Here is a 22,635-nt window from a genome sequence, read left to right on the forward strand (position 1 = left end):
TACTCTTGAATGCGTGACTTCCCCAAAGGGGCTGACTCCCTCTTCGGTCAAGTGGTGTTAGATGGTAAGTGGCTCGCCCGTAACATAGTCCTCGAACTATAACCCAAACCAGAAGTGGCGGATTTATTGATTTGATGGGGAAATACTATTTACCTTACGTAGGGCGATTAATCCAAGCAGGTTAATTAAACACTTTACAAAGATTGTTGTATAACTGAAATTACAAATGCATCATAGTTTACAAAATTAAGCAAAACTTAATTTTTTGTTAACTTAGAGCTAATCAACGGCCAAGAGGCGAATTCCTAGAATTAACTTGAACGAAGTGCTAAGTACAAAACTGCAATAATTGAGTTGCATTAAGCACCATATCGCGCTTAGGAGTTATAAATCATGACAGTTTCACCCTTGAAAGAGCCTCAAGTACAAGACAAATCCACGATCCAGCAAGCCCCTCTTAGTGCAGAAGAGTTGCGGAATATGAACGCTTACTGGCGTGCGGCAAATTACTTGTCTGTTGGACAAATTTATTTGTTTAAAAATCCGCTACTTAAAGAGCCTCTGAAGTTAGAACACATCAAACCCAGGTTGCTAGGTCACTGGGGTACAACTCCAGGGCTCAATTTTATCTATGTCCATCTTAATCGGGTAATCAAGCGGGATGACCTGAATGTGATCTACATTACTGGCCCTGGTCATGGTGGTCCTGGGTTAGTCGCTAATACTTATTTAGAAGGCACTTACAGCGAATTCTATCCTAACATTTCTCAAGATGCTGAGGGTATGAAAAAACTGTTCAAGCAGTTCTCTTTCCCTGGTGGAATTCCCAGCCACGTCGCACCAGAAACTCCAGGTTCAATTAACGAAGGTGGTGAACTTGGCTATTGCCTCTCTCATGCTTATGGTGCAGCCTTTGATAACCCTGATTTAATTGTTGCCTGTGTTGTAGGTGACGGTGAAGCCGAGACAGGAGCACTTGCTGCCAGTTGGCATTCTAACAAATTCCTCAATCCAGTACGTGATGGTGCAGTATTGCCGATTCTCCATCTAAATGGTTACAAGATTGCTAACCCAACGTTGTTATCGCGGATTAGCCATGAGGACTTAGAAAACTTGTTCTTGGGTTATGGCTACAAACCATACTTTGTCGAGGGTTCTGATCCAGAAAAAGTCCATCAAATCATGGCTGCAACTTTGGATACTGCGATTGCTGAAATTAAAGCAATCCAGCACGATGCTCGTGCCAATGGCGCGAAATCGCTTCCTCGCTGGCCTATGATTATCATGCGTACTCCCAAAGGGTGGACAGGACCGAAGGAAGTAGATGGGAAAAAGACAGAGGATTTTTGGCGATCGCACCAAGTTCCCTTCTCAGAAATGGCAAGTAAGCCAGAACATCTCAAGCTGCTGGAAGACTGGATGAAAAGCTACAAACCAGAAGAACTGTTTGACGAGAACGGGAAGTTGATTGACGAGTTAGCGGAACTAGCACCTGTTGGCGATCGCCGCATGGGAGCAAACCCACATGCTAACGGGGGTTTACTGCTACGCGACTTAAAAATGCCTGATTTCCAAGACTATGCAGTTGATGTTTCTAAACCAGGTTCCACTGTTGCAGAAGCGACCCGCGTTATGGGTAAATTTCTCCGCGACATTATGAAGCGGAATAAGCACAACTTCCGTCTGATGGGTCCAGACGAGACAGCATCAAACCGGTTAGACAGTGTATTTGAAACAACAAACCGGGCTTGGATGGAAGAAATATATTCCTACGATGACCACCTGTCTGCTGATGGTCACGTCATGGAAATTTTGAGTGAACACACCTGTCAAGGTTGGTTAGAAGGCTATCTACTTACCGGTCGCCACGGCTTATTCTCTTGCTATGAAGCATTCATCCATATCGTGGACTCAATGTTTAACCAACACGCGAAATGGCTGAAGACAACCCGCCATATTCCCTGGCGTAGACCAATTGCCTCCCTTAACTACCTACTAACTTCCCACGTTTGGCGGCAGGATCACAACGGTTTTTCTCACCAAGATCCTGGTTTTATAGACCACGTAGTTAACAAGAAAGCGAGTGTCGTTCGGGTTTACCTACCCCCCGACGCTAATACCCTACTATCAGTGACCGACCACTGTTTACGTAGCCGCAATTATGTGAACTTGATTATAGCTGGTAAACAACCTGCATTGCAGTACCTCAACATAGATGATGCGATCAAGCATTGTACCGAAGGTCTTGGGATCTGGGGATGGGCTAGTAATGATCAAGGCGTAGAACCAGACGTTGTGATGGCGTGTGCTGGAGATATTCCCACAATGGAAACCCTAGCTGCTGCTGACTTCTTGCGGCAACATCTCCCCGATATCAAGATTCGGGTAGTGAACGTGGTGGACTTGATGACACTTCAGCCGCCAACCGAGCATCCTCACGGGATCTCTGATTTCGATTATGCAGCACTTTTCACACCCGATAAACCGATTATTTTTGCCTTCCACGGCTACCCTTGGGTGATTCACCGCCTTACCTACCGTCGCCCAAACCATGATAATCTTCATGTTCGGGGATATAAAGAAGAGGGAACAACAACCACTCCCTTCGACATGTGTGTTCTCAACCAGATAGATCGCTATAGTTTAGCCGATGATGTACTTGATCGTATTCACCGATTTAAGTATGAACGTGCTCATGTGAAGCAGCTCATCCACGACAAATTAATCGAGCATAAACTCTATGTCCGCGAACATGGAGATGATATGCCAGAAATCCGTAATTGGAAATGGACTGGTGGATCTGGTGTGGATAAAACACACTCACAAGACAATGGTTCTCCTTCCCAAGAAGGTGCTGAAGGCACAGCAAAATCGAGATCCTAGGTAAGTTCGTAGTTGCGCTACCTTGCGGGAAGCCACTTCGTGTCTACAGCGCACCCAAGCGCAACTACTAACCTTTGAATGTGTTTTACAAAAGTTTACAGATTTTCGATATTACCTTGAAACCAAAAAAGGAATAGCCTGATGAAATTGGAACTATATCAATATGTTGCTCTCCGTCGAAATTTACCAGAACACAACCTCAAACAGGGTGATGTCGCTATGCTAATTGATTATGTAACTCATCCTAGCGGTGGTGAAGATGGCTATATATTAGAAGTATTTAATGCAGCAGGTGACTCTATTGCTGTTTTTACCGTTCCCATGTCAGCAGTAGAAAAAATGCCCAGTAATGCAGTCTTAGCTATTCGCCCCTTAGCACAGTTATCGTAAGGACCAGGATAAAACTCATCATGCAGTATCAGGTCTTTGTTGAGAGTAAATCTCAACAGCGCTTTCTAGCATCAGTTGTTGGGATGCTAAATTTGACTGTAGAAGGTAAGACAGAGGAAGAAGCAATCTCTAACGTAAAATCTGCCCTCAAAGCACAACTAGCAAAGGGTAAGTTTGTAACCATTGAAGTAAATTCACAACAACAGCAGAATGAAAATATACCCAGGATGAATCAAATAAACTAAGACTGCTCTTGCAAAGCTTTTCTAATAGTGTCAGCATCCAATTCTAATATTTCTGCTATTTCTTGAATGCTGACTCCACGCTGAACAAGCTTTGGAATTATTTCTAGCTTAGTCTCTAATTCGACTTCTTCTTTAGTTTCTTGATAAACCCTGGTTTTTTTGAACATATTTAAATTGAGCATGGCTTCTATTTCCTCACGGCTTAAATTAGGAAACTTGTAGACTACAATTGTCTCTATAAATTGTAGAACTTTTTGCTGAATGAGTGTGTCTGTCAGTTCAACTCTTGCTTTGTTAATTAGCTGTTTAGCGAACTCTGGTGCTTGCTTCTGACTCTTTACAATCAATCCCAGAATTCCTATACCCAGAGAATCATTTGCTACTTCATCAAGTTCATCTAAGTAAAAGCATCTTAGATGAGGTTCTACTAAAGAACGATAACGGAGGTGTAAGGAGGTTTCATTGCTACGCCTGTCATAGATAACAACTGCACACCATTCAGGGTTTGGTGGGCGATATTGACGGAAATACAGGAAAATTTCTCCAAACAGCCGTTCGTAGAACTCCTCATCTTTGTAAGTTTGAAGTTCAAGAAAGTATAGTGGTTCGTTTTCAAAGCCTTCAACGGTAGAAAATAAACCATCTAAACGAAAGGATTGTTGTTTAATTTCTGGTGCAGTAAAGTCGTATGCATTTAGGTTTGTGTCAGGTTTACCAATAAGTTCAAAAAAGATTTGTGGTAGTTCTTTAATGAGTTCGTAGAAAAGATTATCTGTTTTCACTTATTTCACCTCACTAAAACAACAGTGCTTTATTAACAGTTGCTTCAGGAAGCATTGCACTGGTACATTGATAAGATCTTATTAGACCTCGAATTTTACTACTTTTTTGAAAATTACACTACGAACCAATGACTGAAAGATTTGTAGTTCCGCTGTTTTTGCGCTCTAGATACGGAGTGGCTGCAATACTGCTCGGTTAAGCCAAAAAGTTAAGTTTAATGTAGGTTGGGTTGAGGAACGAAACCCAACATCTATAAGGTTTTGTTGGGTAACACGAGCGTTCAACCCAACCTACAAAAATTCTTATCCGAGCAGTATTGGGAGTGGCTGTGTGTAGAGTAGTACAAACTACGAACTTAATTACGAATTGTTTGGACAATGAGGTAGACTAGAATCTATGTTTCCAAATTTTCTACCTACCACAGTCAGCCAGCTGACAGAAGCTACTTCCATCGCGCTTGCTCAAAGTATTGAGCAAACAGCTATCAGCACTCCCCTGAGTCCACAACCAATTAACACTACCTACGTGCATCAGGGTAGTGGTGGAATACCGTTACTGTTGATCCACGGGTTCGATAGTTCTATATTAGAGTTTCGTCGCGTTTTACCACTGCTAGCAGCACATCACGAAACTTTGGCTGTTGATTTATTAGGTTTTGGGTTTACAGATAAACCAGCAGGAATACCTTTTAGCAAAGCTTCTATTAAAACTCATCTTTATTATTCTTGGAAATCCCTCATTAACCAACCTGTGATTTTGGTTGGTGCTTCGATGGGAGGCGCAGCAGCGATCGATTTTACCCTGACTTACCCAGAAGTTGTCCAAAAGCTAGTGTTAATTGATAGTGCAGGGATAACAGGTAGTTCACCGTTAGGTAAATTGATATTTCCACCATTCGATTATTTAGCAACTGAGTTCTTGCGTAATCCTAAAGTACGCAGTAGTATTACTCGTACTGCATACAAAAACAAGGAATTAGCATCACTTGACGCTCTATTATGCGCAGGATTACACGTGGAGATATCTAGTTGGAGTAAAGCTTTGATTGCTTTCACCAAAAGTGGTGGTTATAACGCTTTTAGATGGAAGCAATTACAACAGATTGCGCCACCAACACTAATATTATGGGGCGATACTGACAAAATTTTAGGTACTGGGGATGCAAGCAAATTTAAGCGGGCGATTCCACAAAGTGAACTTATCTGGATCAAAGATTGTGGTCATGTCCCTCATCTTGAACAGCCGCAAATTACTACCCAGCATATTGTAGATTTTATCCAGAGATGAACACGGTGATATGTTTTTGTCTGTGTTCATCTCTGGCTGCAAATTCATTAGTCAAGTAACCACATTGGAGAAGTATCATCAACAGATCCTCCGGGTTGTTCGTGAGGTAACTCTTGTAATTCTCTCTGATATGTTCTTCTATAGGTTATTGCGCTGGTGCTTTGTGTTGGCTGTGCTTTTGCCAGCTGCGCCTTTGCCGGTTGTGCCTTTGTTGGCTGTTTTAAAGCATTAAGTTCTTCTGTAAGCTGAGAATTATTTTGTGCTAGGTAAACTGCTGCTTGTTTTGCTTCGTTGAGTTCTTTTTTTAGTTGTTCTACCAATTCTTTTTGCTCGGCTAAGGTTGATTGTAAATCAACGATTTGTTGCTTAAGAGAAGCTTCCTTTTCTTGTGCTTGTTCCACAGTGTTTTTCAACTCTTTTTTAATGACTTCTAATTCTGCTTTAGCTGGATTTGTACGCTTAGTTGTTGTTTGCTCAACGACTGGTGTTGAATCTTCCTCGGCTTCATGAGAATTGTGTTGTTCTACACTACCATTAGATGAATCAACTGGGGTTGCAGTTGTTTCGATAGTAGTTTCACCTTCTTGAGGTGGAGATTTTTGGGCTTCTTCTTGTATTAGACCAGAAAGACTACGTTGTTGTGGTTTTCTTGCCATTATTTTCTCCAATCACGCTTTAGTTCATTAGCTACACGGCGGTAGTCAGCTTCCGCCTCTCGTGCATTATTTCCTCGCCACTGATGAATCGCTACACCCTCTAGGGCTGAACGTTCATGGGCTTTATAAGCACGGATAAAGGCTTGACAAACAGGTATTCCTAACTCTATGAGGGTGTTTTGAGCTTCTTGTGCTTCCCCTAAACTGCGAGTATCCACCTTAGTCAGTAACACCCGGTGGGGAGTCCCGACAGGAATGACTGCTTTTCTTACTGTTTCAATAAGGATAGCCAAATCCATTGGTGCACACGGTGAGGGCAAAACTATATAATCTGCACTCGCGACTACCGCAGCTAATGCTTCAGAGTGCAGCGCAGGAGGCGTATCCACCATTACTAAATCGTAACCTGTTATCTTTCCTAAATCACCTAAAAGCTTGGGATTTGTCTCTTGGGATAGATCAAAACCCATACCTTTTTGGCTACGCCCAAACCACCAACTAGCAGAACCTTGAATATCTGCGTCAACGAGAAGAACCTTTTTTTTCTCTTGGGCAAAGGTTGCAGCCAGATTGACTGCGGTAGTTGTCTTACCAACTCCTCCCTTTCCATTAAGGATTGCGACTATTTTTGGCACTTTTTGCTTCCGACGCTGCCTAACCCTGCTAGACTGCTATTTCCTTATAGCTATTAGTAATTCTAGTTTACATGAAGTGTTGACATCTTTTAAGCAAAAAAGCTTAACGGAAATTGCTAAAGATAATAAAAAGGAGTCAGGAGCCAGAATTCAGGAGCCAGAATACATCTCCCATAAAGGGACGGTGTTTTAGGAAAAGTTTCAACCTCCGTCTCTTCAACTTATAGAAGAGGTTTTAAACTAGTATTGATCATTCTGACTCCTGGCTCCTGACTTCTGAATTCTTCTTTAGAGATCGCTTAATCTCACACAACTCCGGTTGAAACTCGCCACAATAGAGTTGGTCTGCTCAACAGGGTTTTATGCAAGCAACTAACAGCCTTCCTAAAGGACCCCAAACGTCGGATTTTTTACGGCGTATGAAATTGGTTTTTCAACCAATCCAATATGTGGAAGATTTTTCTAAGACCTACGGTGACCACTTTACCATCACGAGTCGTAGAGGGACAAAGATGGTTTATTTCGGTCACCCTGAAGCACTACAACAAATTTTTACTGCTGATCCTAACCAATTTGAGTCTGGAAGAGGTAACCAAGATTTAAGATTTTTATTGGGTGATAATTCCCTGATTTTACTGGATGGCGATCGCCACCAGCGTCAGCGCCAACTGTTAACGCCTCCTTTTCACGGTGACAGGATGCGGGCTTATGGTGAGACTATCTGTGAAATTAGTCAGCAAATAAGCAACCACTGGAAGATTGGGAAACCTTTTAATATCCGTGAGTCGATGCAAGAAATCACCCTACGTGTTATTTTGCGGGTGGTATTTGGTTTAGATGAAGGACAACGTTTTGAAGAACTGAGACGACTGTTGACTTCCTTACTAGAGGGGATTAGTTCTCCGTTGATGTCCAGCGCTATATTTTTTCCGTTTATACAAAAAGATTTGGGTGCATGGAGTCCTTGGGGTAGGGTAGTCCGCTTAAGAAAACAAGTTAACGATCTTATTAATACTTTAATTAAAGAGCGTCGCGCAGAGTCTAGGCAAAATCGTCAAGATATTCTCAGTTTAATGATGTCTGCTACTGACCAAAATGGTCAGGGAATGTCAGATCAGGAATTAAATGATGAGTTGATGACACTACTAGTTGCGGGACACGAAACGACAGCTTCAGCTTTAACTTGGGCGTTTTACTGGATCGATTATTTACCAGAGGTGCGCGAGAAGCTGCAAAGAGAACTTAACTCTGTTGGTGACAATCCAGATCCAAGTGTCGTTGCAAAATTACCTTATCTAACAGCCGTTTGCCAAGAAACTCTAAGGATATACCCTATTGCAATGGCTGCTTTCTTTAGAGTGTTAAAATCTCCGATGGAGATTATGGGCTACAAACTACCAGAAGGAGCCCTCGTCATACCAAGTATTTATCTAGCACACCACCGCGAAGAAACCTACCCACAACCAAACCAGTTCAAACCAGAACGATTTTTAGAACGACAATTTTCTCCTTATGAGTTTTTGCCGTTTGGTGGTGGAAATCGCCGTTGTATTGGGTTGGCGTTTGCTCAGTATGAAATGAAGTTAGTTTTAGCTACAATCCTGTCACACTTTGAGTTATCCCTAGTCAATAAGCGTCCTGTAACTCCTGTGCGCCGAGGTTTAACTGTAGCAGCACCATCAGGAATGCGGATGATTGCTAATCCTGTCAAAAAGCCTGTAAGTTCTCCAGCGCTGGTTTAGTAAGTTAGGTGGGTAACGCCCACCTATAATATTCGTAATTTGCTAACTTTATTGCTGGGCAGAACGTCGCTCTGTTTCTTGTTTAATAGCTTTAAGCGAATTTTCCAATGCATTTTTGTAGATGTTAAACGCCAGGTCTCGCGGCGCAGAAGAACCAGGATCGAAGGTGACGTCTTGAGTAATCAACACCTGATTGGACGAAATCAGATCGAGTTTCCATAAGCCATTAAGCGACTTAATATCATCTGACTTTGACTTTAATTGGAAATCAATTTGATTGGGATAGTGCTTCGATGAGGCAATAACTAATCGACTTTTTTTAGTAAATAGGAAAACTTTGACGACATTAATTTGCTCAAATATAGTCTGATCACCGTTGTTCTCAAGAATTTGGCTGGACACTACGCCTGGGAGAAAATTCTTGAAGTGGTCGTAATCTGTCAAAACATTCCAGGCAGTACTGAGCGGGGCGGTAACGAGGACTCGCCCTGTATAATGTCCTTGTTCGCCGGTGAGCACAACGCGCCCAGCTTTTAAGGACGTCTGTTCTTCTCCCGGTAATTGGGTGAGGGAAGCGTTGGGTTGAGGTACGGCGTTGGCAGTTAAGGGAACAAATAGGCTGAGGGCAATTACTGACGCATAACCGATAACAAATCGATGATTTTTCGGAAAATAACCAAGCATCATTTATAAAGGTTAAGTTACAACTTAAGCATTTGCTTCGCAGAGTTAGATTTTGTGTAGATTATCACATAGTTGTGTCATTTTAGCACAACAGAGCCAATTTTATGATAGCGATCGCACTTTTCTGGCTCTGCGATCGCCTGGGTTAGAAAGGTCGAGTATTGCTTGGATTGAAAGGCTTTATTATCACCTGCATCATCAATCAACGTTATGGAACCAGAAACTAAGTATGGACAAATCAGCCAGGGATTATAAATCCCTGTCTAAGAGCTAAATTCCTCTAGAAGAGGAATGGAAACGAAATTTATATTTAAAGGTGCAAGATCTGAGCCTCCGACTAGCTGCGAACGTAGAGTGAAAAATGAAAGATGCACATTTTTCTTCACTGGCTGAAATCCTCGCTATATAAGGGTTACAAAATGTGCATCTTAGGAGTCTAGAAGCTTTTTACCTTTAGCTATATAGGGAGCTATTTCCTTGCGAATAATTTCACTCATTGTCGTACTATTGGCAAGACACCAAGTATCAAATGCGGTCTTGTCCATTGGATCTATTACGATTTGTATATAGTCCTTTTTGCGTTCTAGTTTCTTTCTGGGCATGATTTTTTCTTAATTCATACATTCATAATATCATGATTAGTATCATGATATCATTGAATAATGAGGTATAAAAAATATACCCTCATCAGGAGGTGATAAGTTGACAGATCCAAATTATAAGGGTAACGGGAAAGGTGAAGGCTGGATGCCATTATTCCGAATCTTCCGTTTCTTGTTCGGATCTTGGTTTGAATCAGATCCAAGAACGAAACGGGATATCCCCACTGAGAGAAGGGACATAATTAATGACCTTGATATCAGTGAGGACAACGAAGAGAATGGCGAGAACTAACGCTAATCCCTAGCCTCAATAGCCCTCAGCTAGCACCTGGGGGCTTTCTTGTATAATCATAACTAAAACGGCTGTATGGACAAAATAATTTATCCATCTCATTACCGAATCATTTGGCGTGAAGTCAATCCAGAAAGTAGATACTGGGAGTTTCTCAAGCCAAGGGTTTTTTTCAATCCCTTAAATCTACCAATTGAGGGTGATATTGAACGGGCTTTTGGTACAACTAAAAAGAAAATAGTCGTTGAGCTTTTTAGGATAAATATGGGTAAGCCTGGGTACTACTTAGCAGATCTATTAGAACGCAAATACTACTATTGTGGTTCAGAATGGGAGGATGTTAGGACAACGTTGTTAAGCCTTGGGATTGGTCGGGTTGATCCAACGAAGAGTTAATAAGGTTAAGTTTGATTAGTTGGAAACTTTGCGATCGCCAACCCCCAACTTTCCCTTGGGGATTCCCTGACTACAGTGTAACCCTATCGGTCAAAAAAGGTTTTCGATATCTCTTGCACCATGAAGAACACGAATAACTTCTATGCCGTCGTTTAAGGGACGATAAAAGATGAGGTAGCTTTTTACTGCAAAGCTACGGAGTTCAGCACAAAGGTCGAAACGCTCTTTGCCAACGTATAAGCTTTTGGTCGATCATCTCAAGAACGCGATCAGCAGCAGCTTCATCATTCCGACCAATGTACTGCCAAATATCAGCGAGATCGGCTCGTGCTTGGAGGGTTTCTTGTATGCGTCCCATGCTTTACTTTGTACGCTCCTCTTTGAGCTTACGCCTTCCTTCCGCTTTAATATCTTCAATATCAAATGGTACAACCTCACCTCGGTTAGCTTGATCAATACCAACCTGAATTTCGCGACGAAGTTCTTCAAGCCTTAGTTTGCGCAAGTCCTCCCGTTCTTTAAGGAGTCGTAAACCCTCACGAATCACTTCGCTTTGTGACTGGTACTCTCCACCTGCGAGCAGTTCTGCGACAAACTTATCAAATGTTTCGCCAAGATGGACGTTCATGGGATGTTTTATTGGGAAGTATCTCTCTTAATGGTGGCATGACAAACAGCCACTGTCAATTTTTGACATATCCTCTAACTTATGGTTGGTGGAGCGATCGCCTCATCCCTGTCATGTATGAAGTGTTCAGCGGACTGTTGAAAGTGCGATATAGCTTAAGCTGCTAGCGAGTGCGATCGTAATAAATCTTGATAAAATTCGGAAACGCTTATGGGTTACAATTCACAAGACGCAGTGCGAGAAACGAGCCATAATATAAAAAATCATATAAGAGTCTATCCGGAACTTCATTAATCGGTACGGTAGGCTCCCCCTATACTTATACGGGTTACGATTTATACGGGTTAGAAGTTCGTCGTAACTCTTAAACTCCAAAACACTCATAGATCCACTTTCATTCTCTCTTCCCTTATCATCTAACCACCCAACTGCTTGGGAAAACCTTATATAGTTTTTATAATCTTCGCCATTCCACTGTTCTAGTTTTATACCCAGTCGATTTCCTGTCTTAATCCATATCTCCTTTTGCACACTAAAGCCGAAGCGTTTGTCCGAATTGACCCAAAGCTGATCTATTCTTCGTAAGGCTGGACAAGAAAAACTCTTAATATCGTCATAGTCTAAATATCCTTTTTTGTCTCTTTTAGCAATATTGACCATGAGTCGGTCTGTTTGGGAATCAGCTTCTGCCCATTTTTTATCATTTAAATAATATTCAAGTTGAGCATATAAATGCTGTGTAAGAGATTCTGCGACTTGTTGCCTCAACTGTTGTTTTGTATTGTCTTTGTTGAGCAGGTTAATTAGTTCTCGATGAACAGATTCAATATTTTCGGGTGTAAGTAACTGATTCTGTTTAGTAAAATCAGTTTCATCTTTATGAGATATTAAAATCTCAAATGCTTGACGATAATCTTCTATAGCTTTCTGCTCAGTCTCTTTTTTTTGAGCTAGTAAACTTCCTTGAAATTTATAAGATAAAACCTGAATTTGTAAACCTTGCTTAGAATCCAAATCCTTTTGATCCGCTTCCTTTAAAAATTTCTGATTTTGCTGATATTGCTCTTCTGCTTTCGGTGTATTTTTTAGCTGTTGATATGCTTGGGAAATAGCGGCAAATACTAATGCTTGTTTAAGTTTGTGATTATCAATGTTAAAAGATAAGGCAGACAACCTTAAAGCTTCATTATAATCAAAGGTATTATTCTCTGAATTATCCCTCTGACTTTGTAATTTTCCGGCTAGTTTATTTAATTGCTGAACAGCTTTAACTTCTTCTTTCGTTTCATCAAGTTTGTTTTTGGATAATACCCCTACAGTTGCTGCTCCTAGCACTGCTATAATTAAAACAAAAACTCCAACACTAATTCGTCTTTGAGCTTTCTTATTTGCCTCATTTAATACCTGACTTCTTTTCTCTGCGGCTTCTCTATCTTTTCGCTCTCTCTCCAAAGCAGCTTCTTTTTCTTTTGCAGCGTTTTCTTCTTGAATCTCTTTTGCTTTACTCGCTGCTAAATATTCTTCATCCTGATAATTTAACTTTTTATCTTTTGCCCATTCGAAAGCTTCTTGTAATGCCTTTCCTCTCAATAATCGAGATTCATCGGTTCTTCCAGAATCTATCCAAAATCTAAAGCTTTCAGAGTAAGGACGAAGATTTTTTAATTGTTTTTCAATCCAATTGTCATCAAAAATTTGTTTATAAATGAGGTTATAAACTCTTAACTTATTGTGTTCCCTAACGACTAATCCAGAAAGTTGTAACTCGCTCTGCTCTAAAGTATCATCTGCTATTATCTCAGATTGTTCTTCACCCAGTCGAACCATCTGATACAGATCTAGCAAATACCCAGCCCGTTGTTCATCCCGTAAAATTCTAGCTCGAATCGTTCTTAAATGTTCAGGTTCATCTTGAGATTCCCAATTTTCAATAATGCGAGACTTCACCACTTGCTCAACAGAACGAGGATTGTCTTGAACGGACTCCTCTACCATAAACTGACACAGCTTTTGGGTTAAAAACGGTTGTCCTCTCGTCCAATACAAAATTCCTTCCATCACTGCTTGAGGCTCGGGGAATTTTCCCTCTAAACCCCTCTTTAATGGCTCAACTTCATCTATTTGAAAACCTTTGAGGCTAATAGCTTTACCAATATTAAACGGGGTGCGTTGTTTATCTTCTATTAAATTGCTTGGTGATGCGACTCCCAGCAAACAAAAAGTGAGGCGATTGTATTCAGGATTATCAACACGCTTATTATAACAGGCACGAATCAATGCAAAAAAGTCATCGGTGGGGAACTCTAGACTAAGTACACTATCTATCTCGTCAATAAAAATAACGATGTTTTCCTTAACTGCAGTCAGTAATATCTCTTCAAGAAACTTGCGAAATCGTGTCACCAATGAATTCAACTGATTTTCTGACCACCAGTCTGCAAAGTCTATATCTAATCCGAAACTCTCAATAAGAGTATCAATTAAATCTACATACCATTGTTCTGGTGATACGTTCTGAATTCCTCCAGCAGAAAGGTCAATTGCTGCACACTCTACACCATCTTCTCTAAGTCGGCGCATTGTTCGTACACGCAAACTAGACTTTCCACTTTGTCTAGAATTGAGTACATAACAAAATTTACCCGCTTTTAGTCCTTCATACAATTCGCCATCAGCTTCCCGTGTTACATAAGTGGTAGCTTCTTCAGGTAGGCTTCCAGAGAAAATGTACTGGTCATTCATAACTTACCCTAAACGCACTGAGAAATATTGACGATATAACTCACAACTAGGAACACAATCATCACCCAAAAATTTCACCAACCCTAAACTATGCAGTTTGAAAGCAACTTCAGTGTTAAGTCGTACAGGGGTATTTGACGTGACTACTTGTTTATACTCTTTTTCTAGCTGGGGATTATGCTGCAAACGCCACAATTGTTGTCGCAGGTGATCGCTAAAAATTCCTTGTTCTGTTGGTGCAAGTTTCTTGAATTGCTCGAAAGTCATTTGCTCTTGATCTGCGCCTTGCGCGATCGCCTTCTGCACTAGGTAAGGGTGTCCCCCTACTAACTCTATCAACTCAATGTAGTCCTGTTCTCCAAATTTTCCATTTAACTCATACTGCTTGGCAAGTGCTTGTACTTGCTGTAAGTTAAACTCCGGTAATTCAATTAGCTCTCCAACATTAAGCGGCGAGTGATTGGTGTCCAGTTCTGGATAACGTTCAGTAGAATAGACTATCACTAACCGTAATTTCTTCCAAAGATTCCCAATTCTATCACCTGGTTTCGTAGTTTCATACCACCCACGCAGGAGTAAGCAGAATGAGGGAAAAATCTCTAGATGTTCAAATAGTCTTTCAAAATTATCTATAGCTAGTACTAAAGGGCTTTCGCTCGATGATAATATATACTTCTGAAAATAACGAGTACAGTTTTTATTAAGCCCGTAAATATCCTGCCAGTATTTGTCTAGTTGAGGATCTAGCTCTAGAGTGTCAGCAACATCTACACACAACCATTGTAAGAATACTTTTAGGTCAGCAAGAATATTAGAATCGGCTAGTTTTAAATCTAATTTGGCTACTTTATAACCCTGCTGTCTAGCATAGTCAAGTGTTTTCTCCAACAACAGAGTTTTTCCCATCCTTTGGGGAGCCTTAATCCGGATCAGCGCTCCCGGCTGTACAATAGCCTTGTAAGATTTTTCTTCGATTGGCGATCGCTCAATATATATGTTTGTCTCTGGTTCTCTTGGAGAATTTTCAACCGTAAACAGTACTGGTATCTGTCCCTGTAAATCGTCTTCCATTTGAATAGCGACTATACCTTCATCAAAAGCCCTTTGAATAACGTCTTGGTTATCGCTATTGTCATACCCTAGACCATCATAAAAGCCTTGGGCAAACACAGTAGCAGCTTTATCCCCCATCGACTGGTTCATCCCAATGACATAATTAATGTGTTTGCTAATTGCTTCAGCAGGCTTGGATGAATAACAGGCGTTAAGTAATACACATTTTACATAATCTGTATGTAGCTTAAATAATGCTGCTAATCCTGTGGGTGATACAGGTTTGTGATTTCCAGAATCATCTTCTAATATCAAGCTACCATCTTCTTGACCATGTCCGCAGAAATGGACAATTGATGGTTGTTCTTCTGCGATCGCGCGACGAATATCCTGGGAGCGTACAGCAGTTCTAATTTTAATTTCAAATAAATCCCGTTTTACTGCCCGTCTAATAGCTTCCTCTATTAAGCGAATTTCCTTATCCAGTCGTAACCCATCAGGAATTGCTGTCAGAATTAAGATTCTCTGCATTATCTATGATGTTAAGAAATGTTATGGCTATTAAAGAAATTATCGGGACGAAATCGCTGCAAAATGATGATAGTTTCACCGTTTTCTCCTAACCCTTGTGTTGCTAAATCTCTCTCAAGCATATCAAGTGCTTGGGTGTTGCACCAGTAGCTTGCTGCACTCCACAGATTGCCCGATAAATTGTTTGCTCGGCACTTAGTTCTGAAACAATCTCAATAGTTGTCATGGTTTGTGTTTCACATGCTGACTATGTTATAATTTTTATTCTACATTGCACCATGCTGCAGCTTGTAATTCATAATAAGCACCTTGCTGGCAATAGTTTTTGATTAGTAGTTTTGCTTTTTCCCGCCGTTGCTGACATCTTGCACCATTCTGAATCAGCCCGATATCCCGCCCGGAACTTAAGTTCCGGGCTAATAGCTTAAGTCCATTGAAATGGACTTAAATCCTTGATCAGTCCTCTTGAGAGGACTTTAGCTATCAGCCAGCGATTTAAATCGCTGGCTGGCTGACAGCCCAGGTGCAAGATATCATGAGGTGATATACTGATGACCCAAGCACGAACCCAAACTCAAGCACAACAAAAAATATATACCTTCGATGAGTTTATCGAATGGTATCCAGAGAACTCAGTGGTAAGGTACGAATTGCACGATGGAATCATTGTTGAAATGCCTAAACCAAAAGGGAAGCATTCAAAATTAACAGGTTCTCTGGTTGGTAAATTTCTTACAACTATTAGTGAAATTGGTAAAACCGATATTTGGTTTATTCCTAGAGAGTCGATTATTAAACCTAGGCGTGATAAATCGGGCTATGAACCGGATATTATAATTTTGAATCAAGAAACTATTGATACTGAGACGCGCTGGGAAACAGAATCAATTATTCAAAATGCAAGTTCGGTCAAGCTAATAGCTGAGGTGGTGAGTAGCAATTGGCAGGATGACTATTATGATAAACTTCGTGACTATGAAGGTATGGGCATTCCTGAATATTGGATCGTGGATTATGCAGCGTTAGGTGGACGCAAGTTTATCGGTAACCCCAAACAACCAACAATTTTTGTCTGTGAGTTGATTGACGATGAATATCAAATGACCCCATTTAGGGGTGGCGATTTAATTGTATCCCCAACCTTCCCACAGTTGAACTTAACCCCACAACAGATTTTTGATTGGGTACTGTAAGGTAAACATTTAAGTACTGATAACTGTTTACTGTTCACTGATAACTGCTAAGGGATTTGCATTCCCCGTTGAACTGCTGGACGTTGCTGGACTGTCTCAACCCAGCGTTTGAGATTTGGGTAATCATCAAGTGTCAAACCTTGAAATTTGTAAATCGCTACCCACGGATAAGTCGCAACATCGGCGATAGAATATTCGCCACAGATATACTCATTGTCTACCAGTTGTTTATCTAAAACACCATAAATACGTAAAGTCTCTTTTTCGTAGCGCTCAATAGCGTAGGGAATTTTTTCCGGTGCAAAGCGCTTAAAGTGGTTAAGTTGTCCAAACATTGGTCCCACTCCCGCCATTTGGAACATCAGCCACTCTATAACTTGAAAACGACTTTTTTGGTCAGTAGGTAGGAGTTTACCTGTTTTTTCTGCTAAGTAAAGCAGAATTGCACCAGATTCAAAAACTTTAATTCCAGTCTCTTGGTCAACGATCGCGGGAATTTTACTATTGGGATTGATAGCAATATATTCGGGCGTAAATTGCTCTTGTTTAGTAATGTCAATCTTATGGACATTATAGGGCAATCCGACTTCTTCCAACATGACCGAAGCTTTGCGTCCATTGGGGGTGGTAAACGTGTAAAGATCAATCATGTGTTCATGTGCTCCTACCGTAGAATACTTACAACTTCCGGGTTATTGTAGTGCGGGGATCTTGCCCGCGTCCCATATATAAATTATATCGGCAACAGCTTATTTTAAGTTAAAATACCTGATGCGGTGCGTTACGGCTTCGCCTAACGCACCCTACCGTGATTTAACTCGGTATTATTCTGACTCCTGAATTCTGTCTCCTGACTCCTGTTTATTTTAACCCTGATTGTACGCGCCAGAGACTCGCATAAATTCCGTTTTCCTCTAGCAGTTGTTCATGAGTCCCTGATTCGACTAATTTTCCATATTCCATGACGTAAATGGTATCAGCATTACGGATGGTGGAAAGACGATGCGCGATCGCAATTGTTGTTCGATTCACGGTGATACGTTCGAGCGATCGCTGAATTGCAGCTTCTGTTTCGTTATCCACTGCTGATGTTGCTTCGTCTAAAATCAGAATTGGTGGATTTTTCAGAACAGCACGCGCGATCGCAATCCTTTGTCGTTGTCCACCAGATAATTTTTGCCCTCGTTCACCTACAATTGTTTCATAACCTTGGGGCAGTTGCGTAATAAATTCATGTGCTTCAGCAATTTTAGCTGCTGTGATGATTTCATGATCTGTCGCATCAAGGCTGCCGTATGCTATATTTTCAGCTACCGTACCATGAAACAAGAATACATCCTGACTGACTAAGCCAATACAACGGCGTAAGTCTCGTAATTTCAGCGTTTGAATATCAATCCCATCAAGGGTAATATTTCCCGAACTCACTTCGTAAAAGCGCAACAGAAGCTTAACTAAAGTGCTTTTTCCAGAACCAGTCGAACCAACAATGGCAATTGTTTTACCGGCTGGAATATGTAGGGATAAGTTTTGTACAACTGGCGTTCTATCTTGATAAGCAAAAGTGATGTGTTGAAATTCTACTTCTCCGCGCACAGCATCCAATGGCAAAGAAATATTCCCTGTAGGAATAGCGATAGGAGTATCCAATAAATTCATCACTCGATTAGTAGAAGCCATTGCCCGTTGATATTGGTCAAAAGTTTCACCTAATCTGGTTAAAGGCCAAAGCAAACGCTGAATTAAGAATACTAGCACACTGTAAGTGCCTACAGACATTTTGCCATTAACTGCTGCCATACCACCAAAAAGTAGTAGTGCTGTGAAGCCTACCAAGATCAACATCCGAATTAAAGGAACAAATGCTGCTGAAAGTTTAATTGCTTTAGAATTACTGCGGCGATATGCTTCACTTTCTTGTGCTAGACGGGAAACTTCGTAATCTTCAGAGGTGAAACTTTTGATAGTCGTGATACCGCCTAAGTTATTTGCTAAACGGGCGTTAAGTAAGCCGACACGTTCCCTAACCTCCGCGTAGCGAGGGGCTAGCAAATTTTGATAAGCAAACGAACCCCAAAGGATAAATGGGATTGGCAGCATCGACATCCATGCTACACTAGGAGCCAATACAAAGAAAGCTCCGCCGATAATCACCACCGTTGTAAGAACTTGTAGAATGTCATTCGCCCCTACATCCAAAAAGCGCTCCAGTTGATTAATGTCATCACTAAGAATTGACATTAATCCGCCAGTGCTACGTTCTTCAAAATATGCCAGTTCTAAATCCTGTAAATGTTTGTAAGCATCGAGACGCAAATCATGCTGAATGTTTTGTCCCAAATTGCGCCATAATCTAGCGAAGGCGTATTCAAAGACAGACTCTAGGATCCAAATGATGACGGTAAGCACCGAAAGGATCAAAAATTGTCCAAAGACATCTTTCACACCCCACTGGGCAATGATAGAATCTTGTTGCTTGACCACCACATCTACAGCAACACCAATTAACGCTGGTGGTGCTAGATCAAAAAGTTTATTGAGGATAGAGCAAGCCGTTGCTAGCCAAATTTGTTTACGATAATTATGTCCATAGTCAAGCAGGCGCTTGAGAGGATGGACAGAACGGGATCGCTTTGTTGATACTTGACGAGATTCCAATGGTGTAGACACAACCCTATGCAGTTCCCTGAGACTGACATATTAGCATGGAATACAGTCTTGAGTGCCTGAAGATTATCGTTTAGGTAGCACAGGCGACTAAAATCCAGGCACATTTTATGCTGAGAATGTCAAGTTAACCGAACAAATTAGCGATTATTTGCTATCCTCGGATTCACCTGTCGAGTTTGCTCGCCGAAAGCGGTAAGTCAATAAGAAGGGAACTCACTCAGGCAAAAATGACGACTGATCAATATTAGATAAGGAGGATCGAAAGTTGAAGAATTCGCGATCAAGAGGTGAAGCGAGCATATTTACTACAATTGTCAAGTCGCAATTTCTTTATCTTGATTTATCAAAGAAATTGAGATCATAGTACTGCATATAGGTAATATACAGAGTTAACCCTAAGTTGAAATTGTCGGGTGAGTTATACCCACTTCTGACACAAAGCACACACTAAGAGATAATAAACCGATTTATGTCTGGCAAACAACAAAACCGTCTTACTGTTCAAGAAGCTAAAAAAATACTTAATAAGTTTAACTGTATAGACATTCCACCATTTATAAAACCATCAGAAAAACCTATAATCGGTGACGCTTTACTTTTACTAGCTAGTCTTTCTGATTATCAAATATTAGGTATTTGTGCTGATACAGCAGAAGAGGGAATGCTTGCCATGAAAACTTATTCTCTCGCTCTAGGATACGAACCACCCAGCAATTTACCAATAATTGAGGGTCCCGTTTATATCAAATTAAACGGTAAAAATGGCTTGTGTTATCTCGATTCTTACTCAGGACACCATCGCGGTGTACTAGTATCTTGTCAGTCTTACTCCCAAGGAGGAGTTAATGAACTGTATGGGCATTTGCCTTTGGATTTATTTGCCTAGAATTGTAGAAAAAGTAGTCAGGAGTCAGGAGTCAGGAGTCAGGAGTCAGGAGTCAGGAGGAGAAACTTCTGTACGAAGTTAAACCAGAATTTATCCACTACTTGCACTTAGGTGATTTCCAAGAAAGAAAATACCTGGGGAATGCGAGTTTCGGCTTCGCTCAACTCAAGGTTTCGGCTTCGCTCAACTCGCGCTCTTTCAGTTGGTTGAGCGAAGCCGAAACCAACGGCGGTGGTATATTTATTCCTGTAAATCACCTGAGGCAATTCTGAATTCTGGCTCCTGTATAGCTGAATTCTTCTTCAGTAATGTCTCTACTTTGACAGATTATCTGCTTTTACAATTTTATTTAAAATAGCTTATAAAAATAAAGTATCAGTAATACAGAAAAAAGTCTTATACTGCAAGCTTTTTACCATAAGAAAAAATTATTATGAGTCTTATTACATTACAGTCAGTTAAAAAAGATTTTGGGATCAAGGAAATTCTAAAAGACGCTAGCTTTAGTCTAGACGCTACGGATAAAGTCGGCTTAATTGGTACTAACGGTTCTGGAAAATCAACATTATTAAAAATGATAGCAGGACTAGAACCGATTGATAGTGGCCAAATTATAGCCAATTCGGGAGCAAAAATTATCTACCTTCCCCAGCAACCAGACTTGGATGAAAATCGTACAGTTTTGGAGCAAGTCTTTGCTGATAGTGGGGAACAGATGACTTTAGTGCGTGAATATGAAGAACTTTCTGATAAATTAGCTCACGTACCAGAAGATCAGCAATTAATGGCACGTTTGTCTTCCGTGATGCAGCGTATGGAAGCCACAGGTGCTTGGGAACTAGAAACCAATGCTAAAATAATTCTTACAAAGCTAGGAATCACAGATATTAATGCACGAGTCGGAACTTTATCTGGTGGTTATCGTAAACGTATTGCTTTAGCAACAGCTTTGCTCTCAGAACCAGATTTGTTGCTAATGGATGAGCCTACTAACCATCTGGATGCACTTTCTGTTGAGTGGTTGCAGAGTTATTTAAACCGTTATCGTGGCGCGCTCTTACTTATAACGCACGATCGCTACTTTCTAGATCGTGTTACTAATCGGATCATTGAAATCGATAGAGGGGATATTTACACTTACTCTGGTAACTATTCATATTACTTAGAAAAGAAAGCATTAGCTGAAGAATCTGCTGTTAGCACTCAGCGTAAACATCAAGGTGTATTACGGCGCGAGTTGGAATGGTTAAAACGTGGACCCAAAGCCCGAAGTACCAAACAAAAAGCTAGAATTGATCGGGTTCGTGCTATGCAGCAAACTGAGTTTAAGCAAACTCAAGGTAAAGTGGATATTGCAACAGCAAGTCGTCGTATCGGTAAAAAAGTCATTGAGCTAGATCATATATTTAAAGCTTATAATGGACGTACGTTAATTAACGATTTTACTTACGAATTTAGTCCAGAAGACCGTATAGGTATTATCGGTGGTAACGGTGCAGGTAAATCTACTTTAATGGACATCATTACAGATCGTGTCGAGCCAGATTCTGGTAAGGTGGAAATTGGTACAACTATTCACATAGGTTATTTTGACCAACACTCAGAAGAGTTACTGTCCGCTTTGAATGAAAATCAGCGCGTGATTGACTACATTAAAGAAGAAGGAGAATTTGTTAAAATCGCTGATGGAACTCAAATTAGCGCTTCTCAAATGTTGGAGCGTTTTTTGTTTCCTGGTAATCAACAGTATGCTCCAATTTATAAACTTTCTGGGGGTGAAAAACGACGATTATTTCTGTTACGTATTTTAATGGGTGCGCCAAATGTTTTAATATTAGATGAACCGACCAATGATTTGGATGTACAAACATTAGCTGTACTAGAGGAATATCTAGAAGATTTCTCTGGTTGTGTCATCGTCGTTTCTCACGATCGCTACTTTCTCGACCGTACTATAGATACGATTTTTGCTTTAGAAGAACTCGGTAATATTCGACAATACCCAGGTAATTATTCTGTTTATTTAGACTACAAAAAAGCTGAAGAGGAAAGACTACAACAAACAATTAATACTAAAGAAAAGACAAAAAATCTTGAGACACCGCCAACAAATTCTCAACCCAAAGAGAATAAAAAACGCCGTGGTCTATCAACTTGGGAAAAGCGAGAATTTGAGCAGTTAGAAGGGAAAATTGCTCAGCTAGAAGTCGAGAAAGCAGAAGCAGAAAAAGCTCTGGGAAGTACTCCCCCCGGAAATTACACTCAAGTGCAAAAACTCTACGAACAAGTTGAAGCACTTAAGCAAGCTATTGATGTGGCGACTGAACGCTGGATGGA

The 22,635-nt window shown here is 40.7% G+C and carries 23 protein-coding genes and 1 pseudogene; 9 read left to right on the forward strand and 15 right to left on the reverse strand.

All coding sequences use genetic code 11. From position 1 onward, the window contains the following. Positions 1–393: 393 nt before the first annotated feature. The 3 genes from G4P69_RS06350 to G4P69_RS06360 all read left to right on the forward strand — a co-directional run bounded on the left by G4P69_RS06350 (position 394) and on the right by G4P69_RS06360 (position 3,518). The gene (locus G4P69_RS06350; RefSeq protein ID WP_208348779.1) at positions 394–2,883 is read left to right on the forward strand and encodes a phosphoketolase family protein; all 2,490 of its coding nucleotides are present in this window, start codon (positions 394–396) and stop codon (positions 2,881–2,883) included. Between the two features lie 141 nt (positions 2,884–3,024). After that, on the forward strand, positions 3,025–3,273 hold the full coding sequence (locus G4P69_RS06355) for a DUF4926 domain-containing protein (RefSeq protein WP_208346044.1): 249 nt from the start codon (positions 3,025–3,027) through the stop codon (positions 3,271–3,273). A gap of 20 nt (positions 3,274–3,293) precedes the next feature. Next, the gene (locus tag G4P69_RS06360; RefSeq protein WP_243902770.1) at positions 3,294–3,518 is read left to right on the forward strand and encodes a type II toxin-antitoxin system HicB family antitoxin; all 225 of its coding nucleotides are present in this window, start codon (positions 3,294–3,296) and stop codon (positions 3,516–3,518) included. Here G4P69_RS06360 and G4P69_RS06365 read toward each other — a convergent pair. Further along, positions 3,515–4,300, reverse strand: a complete 786-nt coding sequence (locus tag G4P69_RS06365; protein ID WP_208346043.1) for an Rpn family recombination-promoting nuclease/putative transposase — start codon at positions 4,298–4,300, stop codon at positions 3,515–3,517. The two genes, G4P69_RS06360 and G4P69_RS06365, sit on opposite strands and share 4 nt — an antisense overlap. 397 nt (positions 4,301–4,697) lie before the next feature. Between G4P69_RS06365 and G4P69_RS06370 the strand changes: the two genes are divergently transcribed. After that, positions 4,698–5,588 (forward strand): alpha/beta fold hydrolase, encoded by an 891-nt coding sequence (locus G4P69_RS06370; RefSeq protein ID WP_208348781.1) that lies wholly within the window; start codon positions 4,698–4,700, stop codon positions 5,586–5,588. 47 nt (positions 5,589–5,635) lie between these two features. Here the strand turns inward: G4P69_RS06370 and G4P69_RS06375 are convergent, their stop codons facing one another. Together G4P69_RS06375 and G4P69_RS06380 are read right to left on the reverse strand one after the other, a co-directional pair. Next, positions 5,636–6,244: a coiled-coil domain-containing protein gene (locus G4P69_RS06375; RefSeq protein WP_208348784.1), complete on the reverse strand. Its 609-nt coding sequence runs from the start codon at positions 6,242–6,244 to the stop codon at positions 5,636–5,638. Next, positions 6,244–6,879 carry a ParA family protein gene (locus G4P69_RS06380; RefSeq protein WP_208348787.1) on the reverse strand — a complete coding sequence of 212 codons (636 nt, stop codon included), beginning with the start codon at positions 6,877–6,879 and terminating at the stop codon, positions 6,244–6,246. Before G4P69_RS06380 ends, G4P69_RS06375 begins: the two co-directional genes overlap by 1 nt. Before the next feature lie 362 nt (positions 6,880–7,241). On the opposite strand from G4P69_RS06380, the gene G4P69_RS06385 reads away from it, so the two are divergent. Next, positions 7,242–8,621 carry a cytochrome P450 gene (locus G4P69_RS06385; protein ID WP_208348790.1) on the forward strand — a complete coding sequence of 460 codons (1,380 nt, stop codon included), beginning with the start codon at positions 7,242–7,244 and terminating at the stop codon, positions 8,619–8,621. A gap of 48 nt (positions 8,622–8,669) precedes the next feature. Here the strand turns inward: G4P69_RS06385 and G4P69_RS06390 are convergent, their stop codons facing one another. The 3 genes from G4P69_RS06390 to G4P69_RS06395 form a co-directional block, all read right to left on the reverse strand. Beyond that, positions 8,670–9,308 carry an SRPBCC family protein gene (locus G4P69_RS06390; protein WP_208348792.1) on the reverse strand — a complete coding sequence of 213 codons (639 nt, stop codon included), beginning with the start codon at positions 9,306–9,308 and terminating at the stop codon, positions 8,670–8,672. A 74-nt stretch (positions 9,309–9,382) separates the two neighbouring features. Then, positions 9,383–9,511 carry a hypothetical protein gene (locus G4P69_RS39870; protein ID WP_279605582.1) on the reverse strand — a complete coding sequence of 43 codons (129 nt, stop codon included), beginning with the start codon at positions 9,509–9,511 and terminating at the stop codon, positions 9,383–9,385. Between the two features lie 222 nt (positions 9,512–9,733). Next, positions 9,734–9,907, reverse strand: a complete 174-nt coding sequence (locus tag G4P69_RS06395) for a hypothetical protein (RefSeq protein WP_208346711.1) — start codon at positions 9,905–9,907, stop codon at positions 9,734–9,736. Positions 9,908–10,274: 367 nt separating this feature from the next. Here G4P69_RS06395 and G4P69_RS06400 point away from each other — a divergent pair, with 367 nt between their 5' ends. Further along, positions 10,275–10,595, forward strand: a complete 321-nt coding sequence (locus G4P69_RS06400) for a hypothetical protein (protein WP_208348794.1) — start codon at positions 10,275–10,277, stop codon at positions 10,593–10,595. 90 nt (positions 10,596–10,685) lie between these two features. Here the strand turns inward: G4P69_RS06400 and G4P69_RS39020 are convergent. The 6 genes and pseudogenes from G4P69_RS39020 to G4P69_RS39875 all read right to left on the reverse strand — a co-directional run. Next, positions 10,686–10,769, reverse strand: a pseudogene (locus tag G4P69_RS39020) (type II toxin-antitoxin system RelE/ParE family toxin); the annotation flags it as partial. Positions 10,770–10,797: 28 nt separating this feature from the next. Continuing rightward, positions 10,798–10,953: a hypothetical protein gene (locus G4P69_RS39025; protein ID WP_243902891.1), complete on the reverse strand. Its 156-nt coding sequence runs from the start codon at positions 10,951–10,953 to the stop codon at positions 10,798–10,800. 3 nt (positions 10,954–10,956) lie between these two features. Beyond that, the gene (locus G4P69_RS06410) at positions 10,957–11,223 is read right to left on the reverse strand and encodes a type II toxin-antitoxin system ParD family antitoxin (RefSeq protein WP_208348798.1); all 267 of its coding nucleotides are present in this window, start codon (positions 11,221–11,223) and stop codon (positions 10,957–10,959) included. 222 nt (positions 11,224–11,445) lie between these two features. Beyond that, entirely contained in the window at positions 11,446–13,965 is a 2,520-nt protein-coding gene (locus G4P69_RS06415) for an AAA-like domain-containing protein (RefSeq protein WP_208348800.1), read from the reverse strand. A 3-nt stretch (positions 13,966–13,968) separates the two neighbouring features. Then, entirely contained in the window at positions 13,969–15,549 is a 1,581-nt protein-coding gene (locus G4P69_RS06420) for an AAA-like domain-containing protein (RefSeq protein ID WP_208348802.1), read from the reverse strand. Between the two features lie 103 nt (positions 15,550–15,652). Beyond that, a complete protein-coding gene (locus tag G4P69_RS39875) occupies positions 15,653–15,775 on the reverse strand; it encodes a hypothetical protein (protein ID WP_279606299.1) in 123 nt (40 codons plus the stop codon). Positions 15,776–16,100: 325 nt separating this feature from the next. Here G4P69_RS39875 and G4P69_RS06425 point away from each other — a divergent pair, with 325 nt between their 5' ends. After that, positions 16,101–16,742 carry a Uma2 family endonuclease gene (locus G4P69_RS06425; protein ID WP_208348805.1) on the forward strand — a complete coding sequence of 214 codons (642 nt, stop codon included), beginning with the start codon at positions 16,101–16,103 and terminating at the stop codon, positions 16,740–16,742. A gap of 47 nt (positions 16,743–16,789) precedes the next feature. On the opposite strand, the gene G4P69_RS06430 is transcribed toward G4P69_RS06425, so the two are convergent. Both G4P69_RS06430 and G4P69_RS06435 read right to left on the reverse strand, forming a co-directional pair. Then, positions 16,790–17,392, reverse strand: coding sequence for a glutathione S-transferase family protein (locus G4P69_RS06430; RefSeq protein WP_208346634.1), 603 nt, complete (start codon positions 17,390–17,392; stop codon positions 16,790–16,792). Between the two features lie 211 nt (positions 17,393–17,603). Next, positions 17,604–19,412: an ABC transporter ATP-binding protein gene (locus tag G4P69_RS06435; RefSeq protein ID WP_208348808.1), complete on the reverse strand. Its 1,809-nt coding sequence runs from the start codon at positions 19,410–19,412 to the stop codon at positions 17,604–17,606. Between the two features lie 469 nt (positions 19,413–19,881). Between G4P69_RS06435 and G4P69_RS06440 the strand changes: the two genes are divergently transcribed. Further along, positions 19,882–20,298 (forward strand): DUF1824 family protein, encoded by a 417-nt coding sequence (locus G4P69_RS06440; RefSeq protein ID WP_208348811.1) that lies wholly within the window; start codon positions 19,882–19,884, stop codon positions 20,296–20,298. A 107-nt stretch (positions 20,299–20,405) separates the two neighbouring features. Here G4P69_RS06440 and G4P69_RS06445 read toward each other — a convergent pair whose 3' ends face one another. After that, positions 20,406–20,564: a hypothetical protein gene (locus G4P69_RS06445; RefSeq protein ID WP_208348813.1), complete on the reverse strand. Its 159-nt coding sequence runs from the start codon at positions 20,562–20,564 to the stop codon at positions 20,406–20,408. Between the two features lie 167 nt (positions 20,565–20,731). Here G4P69_RS06445 and G4P69_RS06450 point away from each other — a divergent pair. Next, positions 20,732–22,635: ABC-F family ATP-binding cassette domain-containing protein (locus G4P69_RS06450; RefSeq protein ID WP_208348815.1), on the forward strand; the 1,904-nt coding region annotated here is incomplete at its 3' end.

The organism is Aetokthonos hydrillicola CCALA 1050 (assembly GCF_017591665.1).
GTDB classification, from domain to species: domain Bacteria; phylum Cyanobacteriota; class Cyanobacteriia; order Cyanobacteriales; family Nostocaceae; genus Aetokthonos; species Aetokthonos hydrillicola.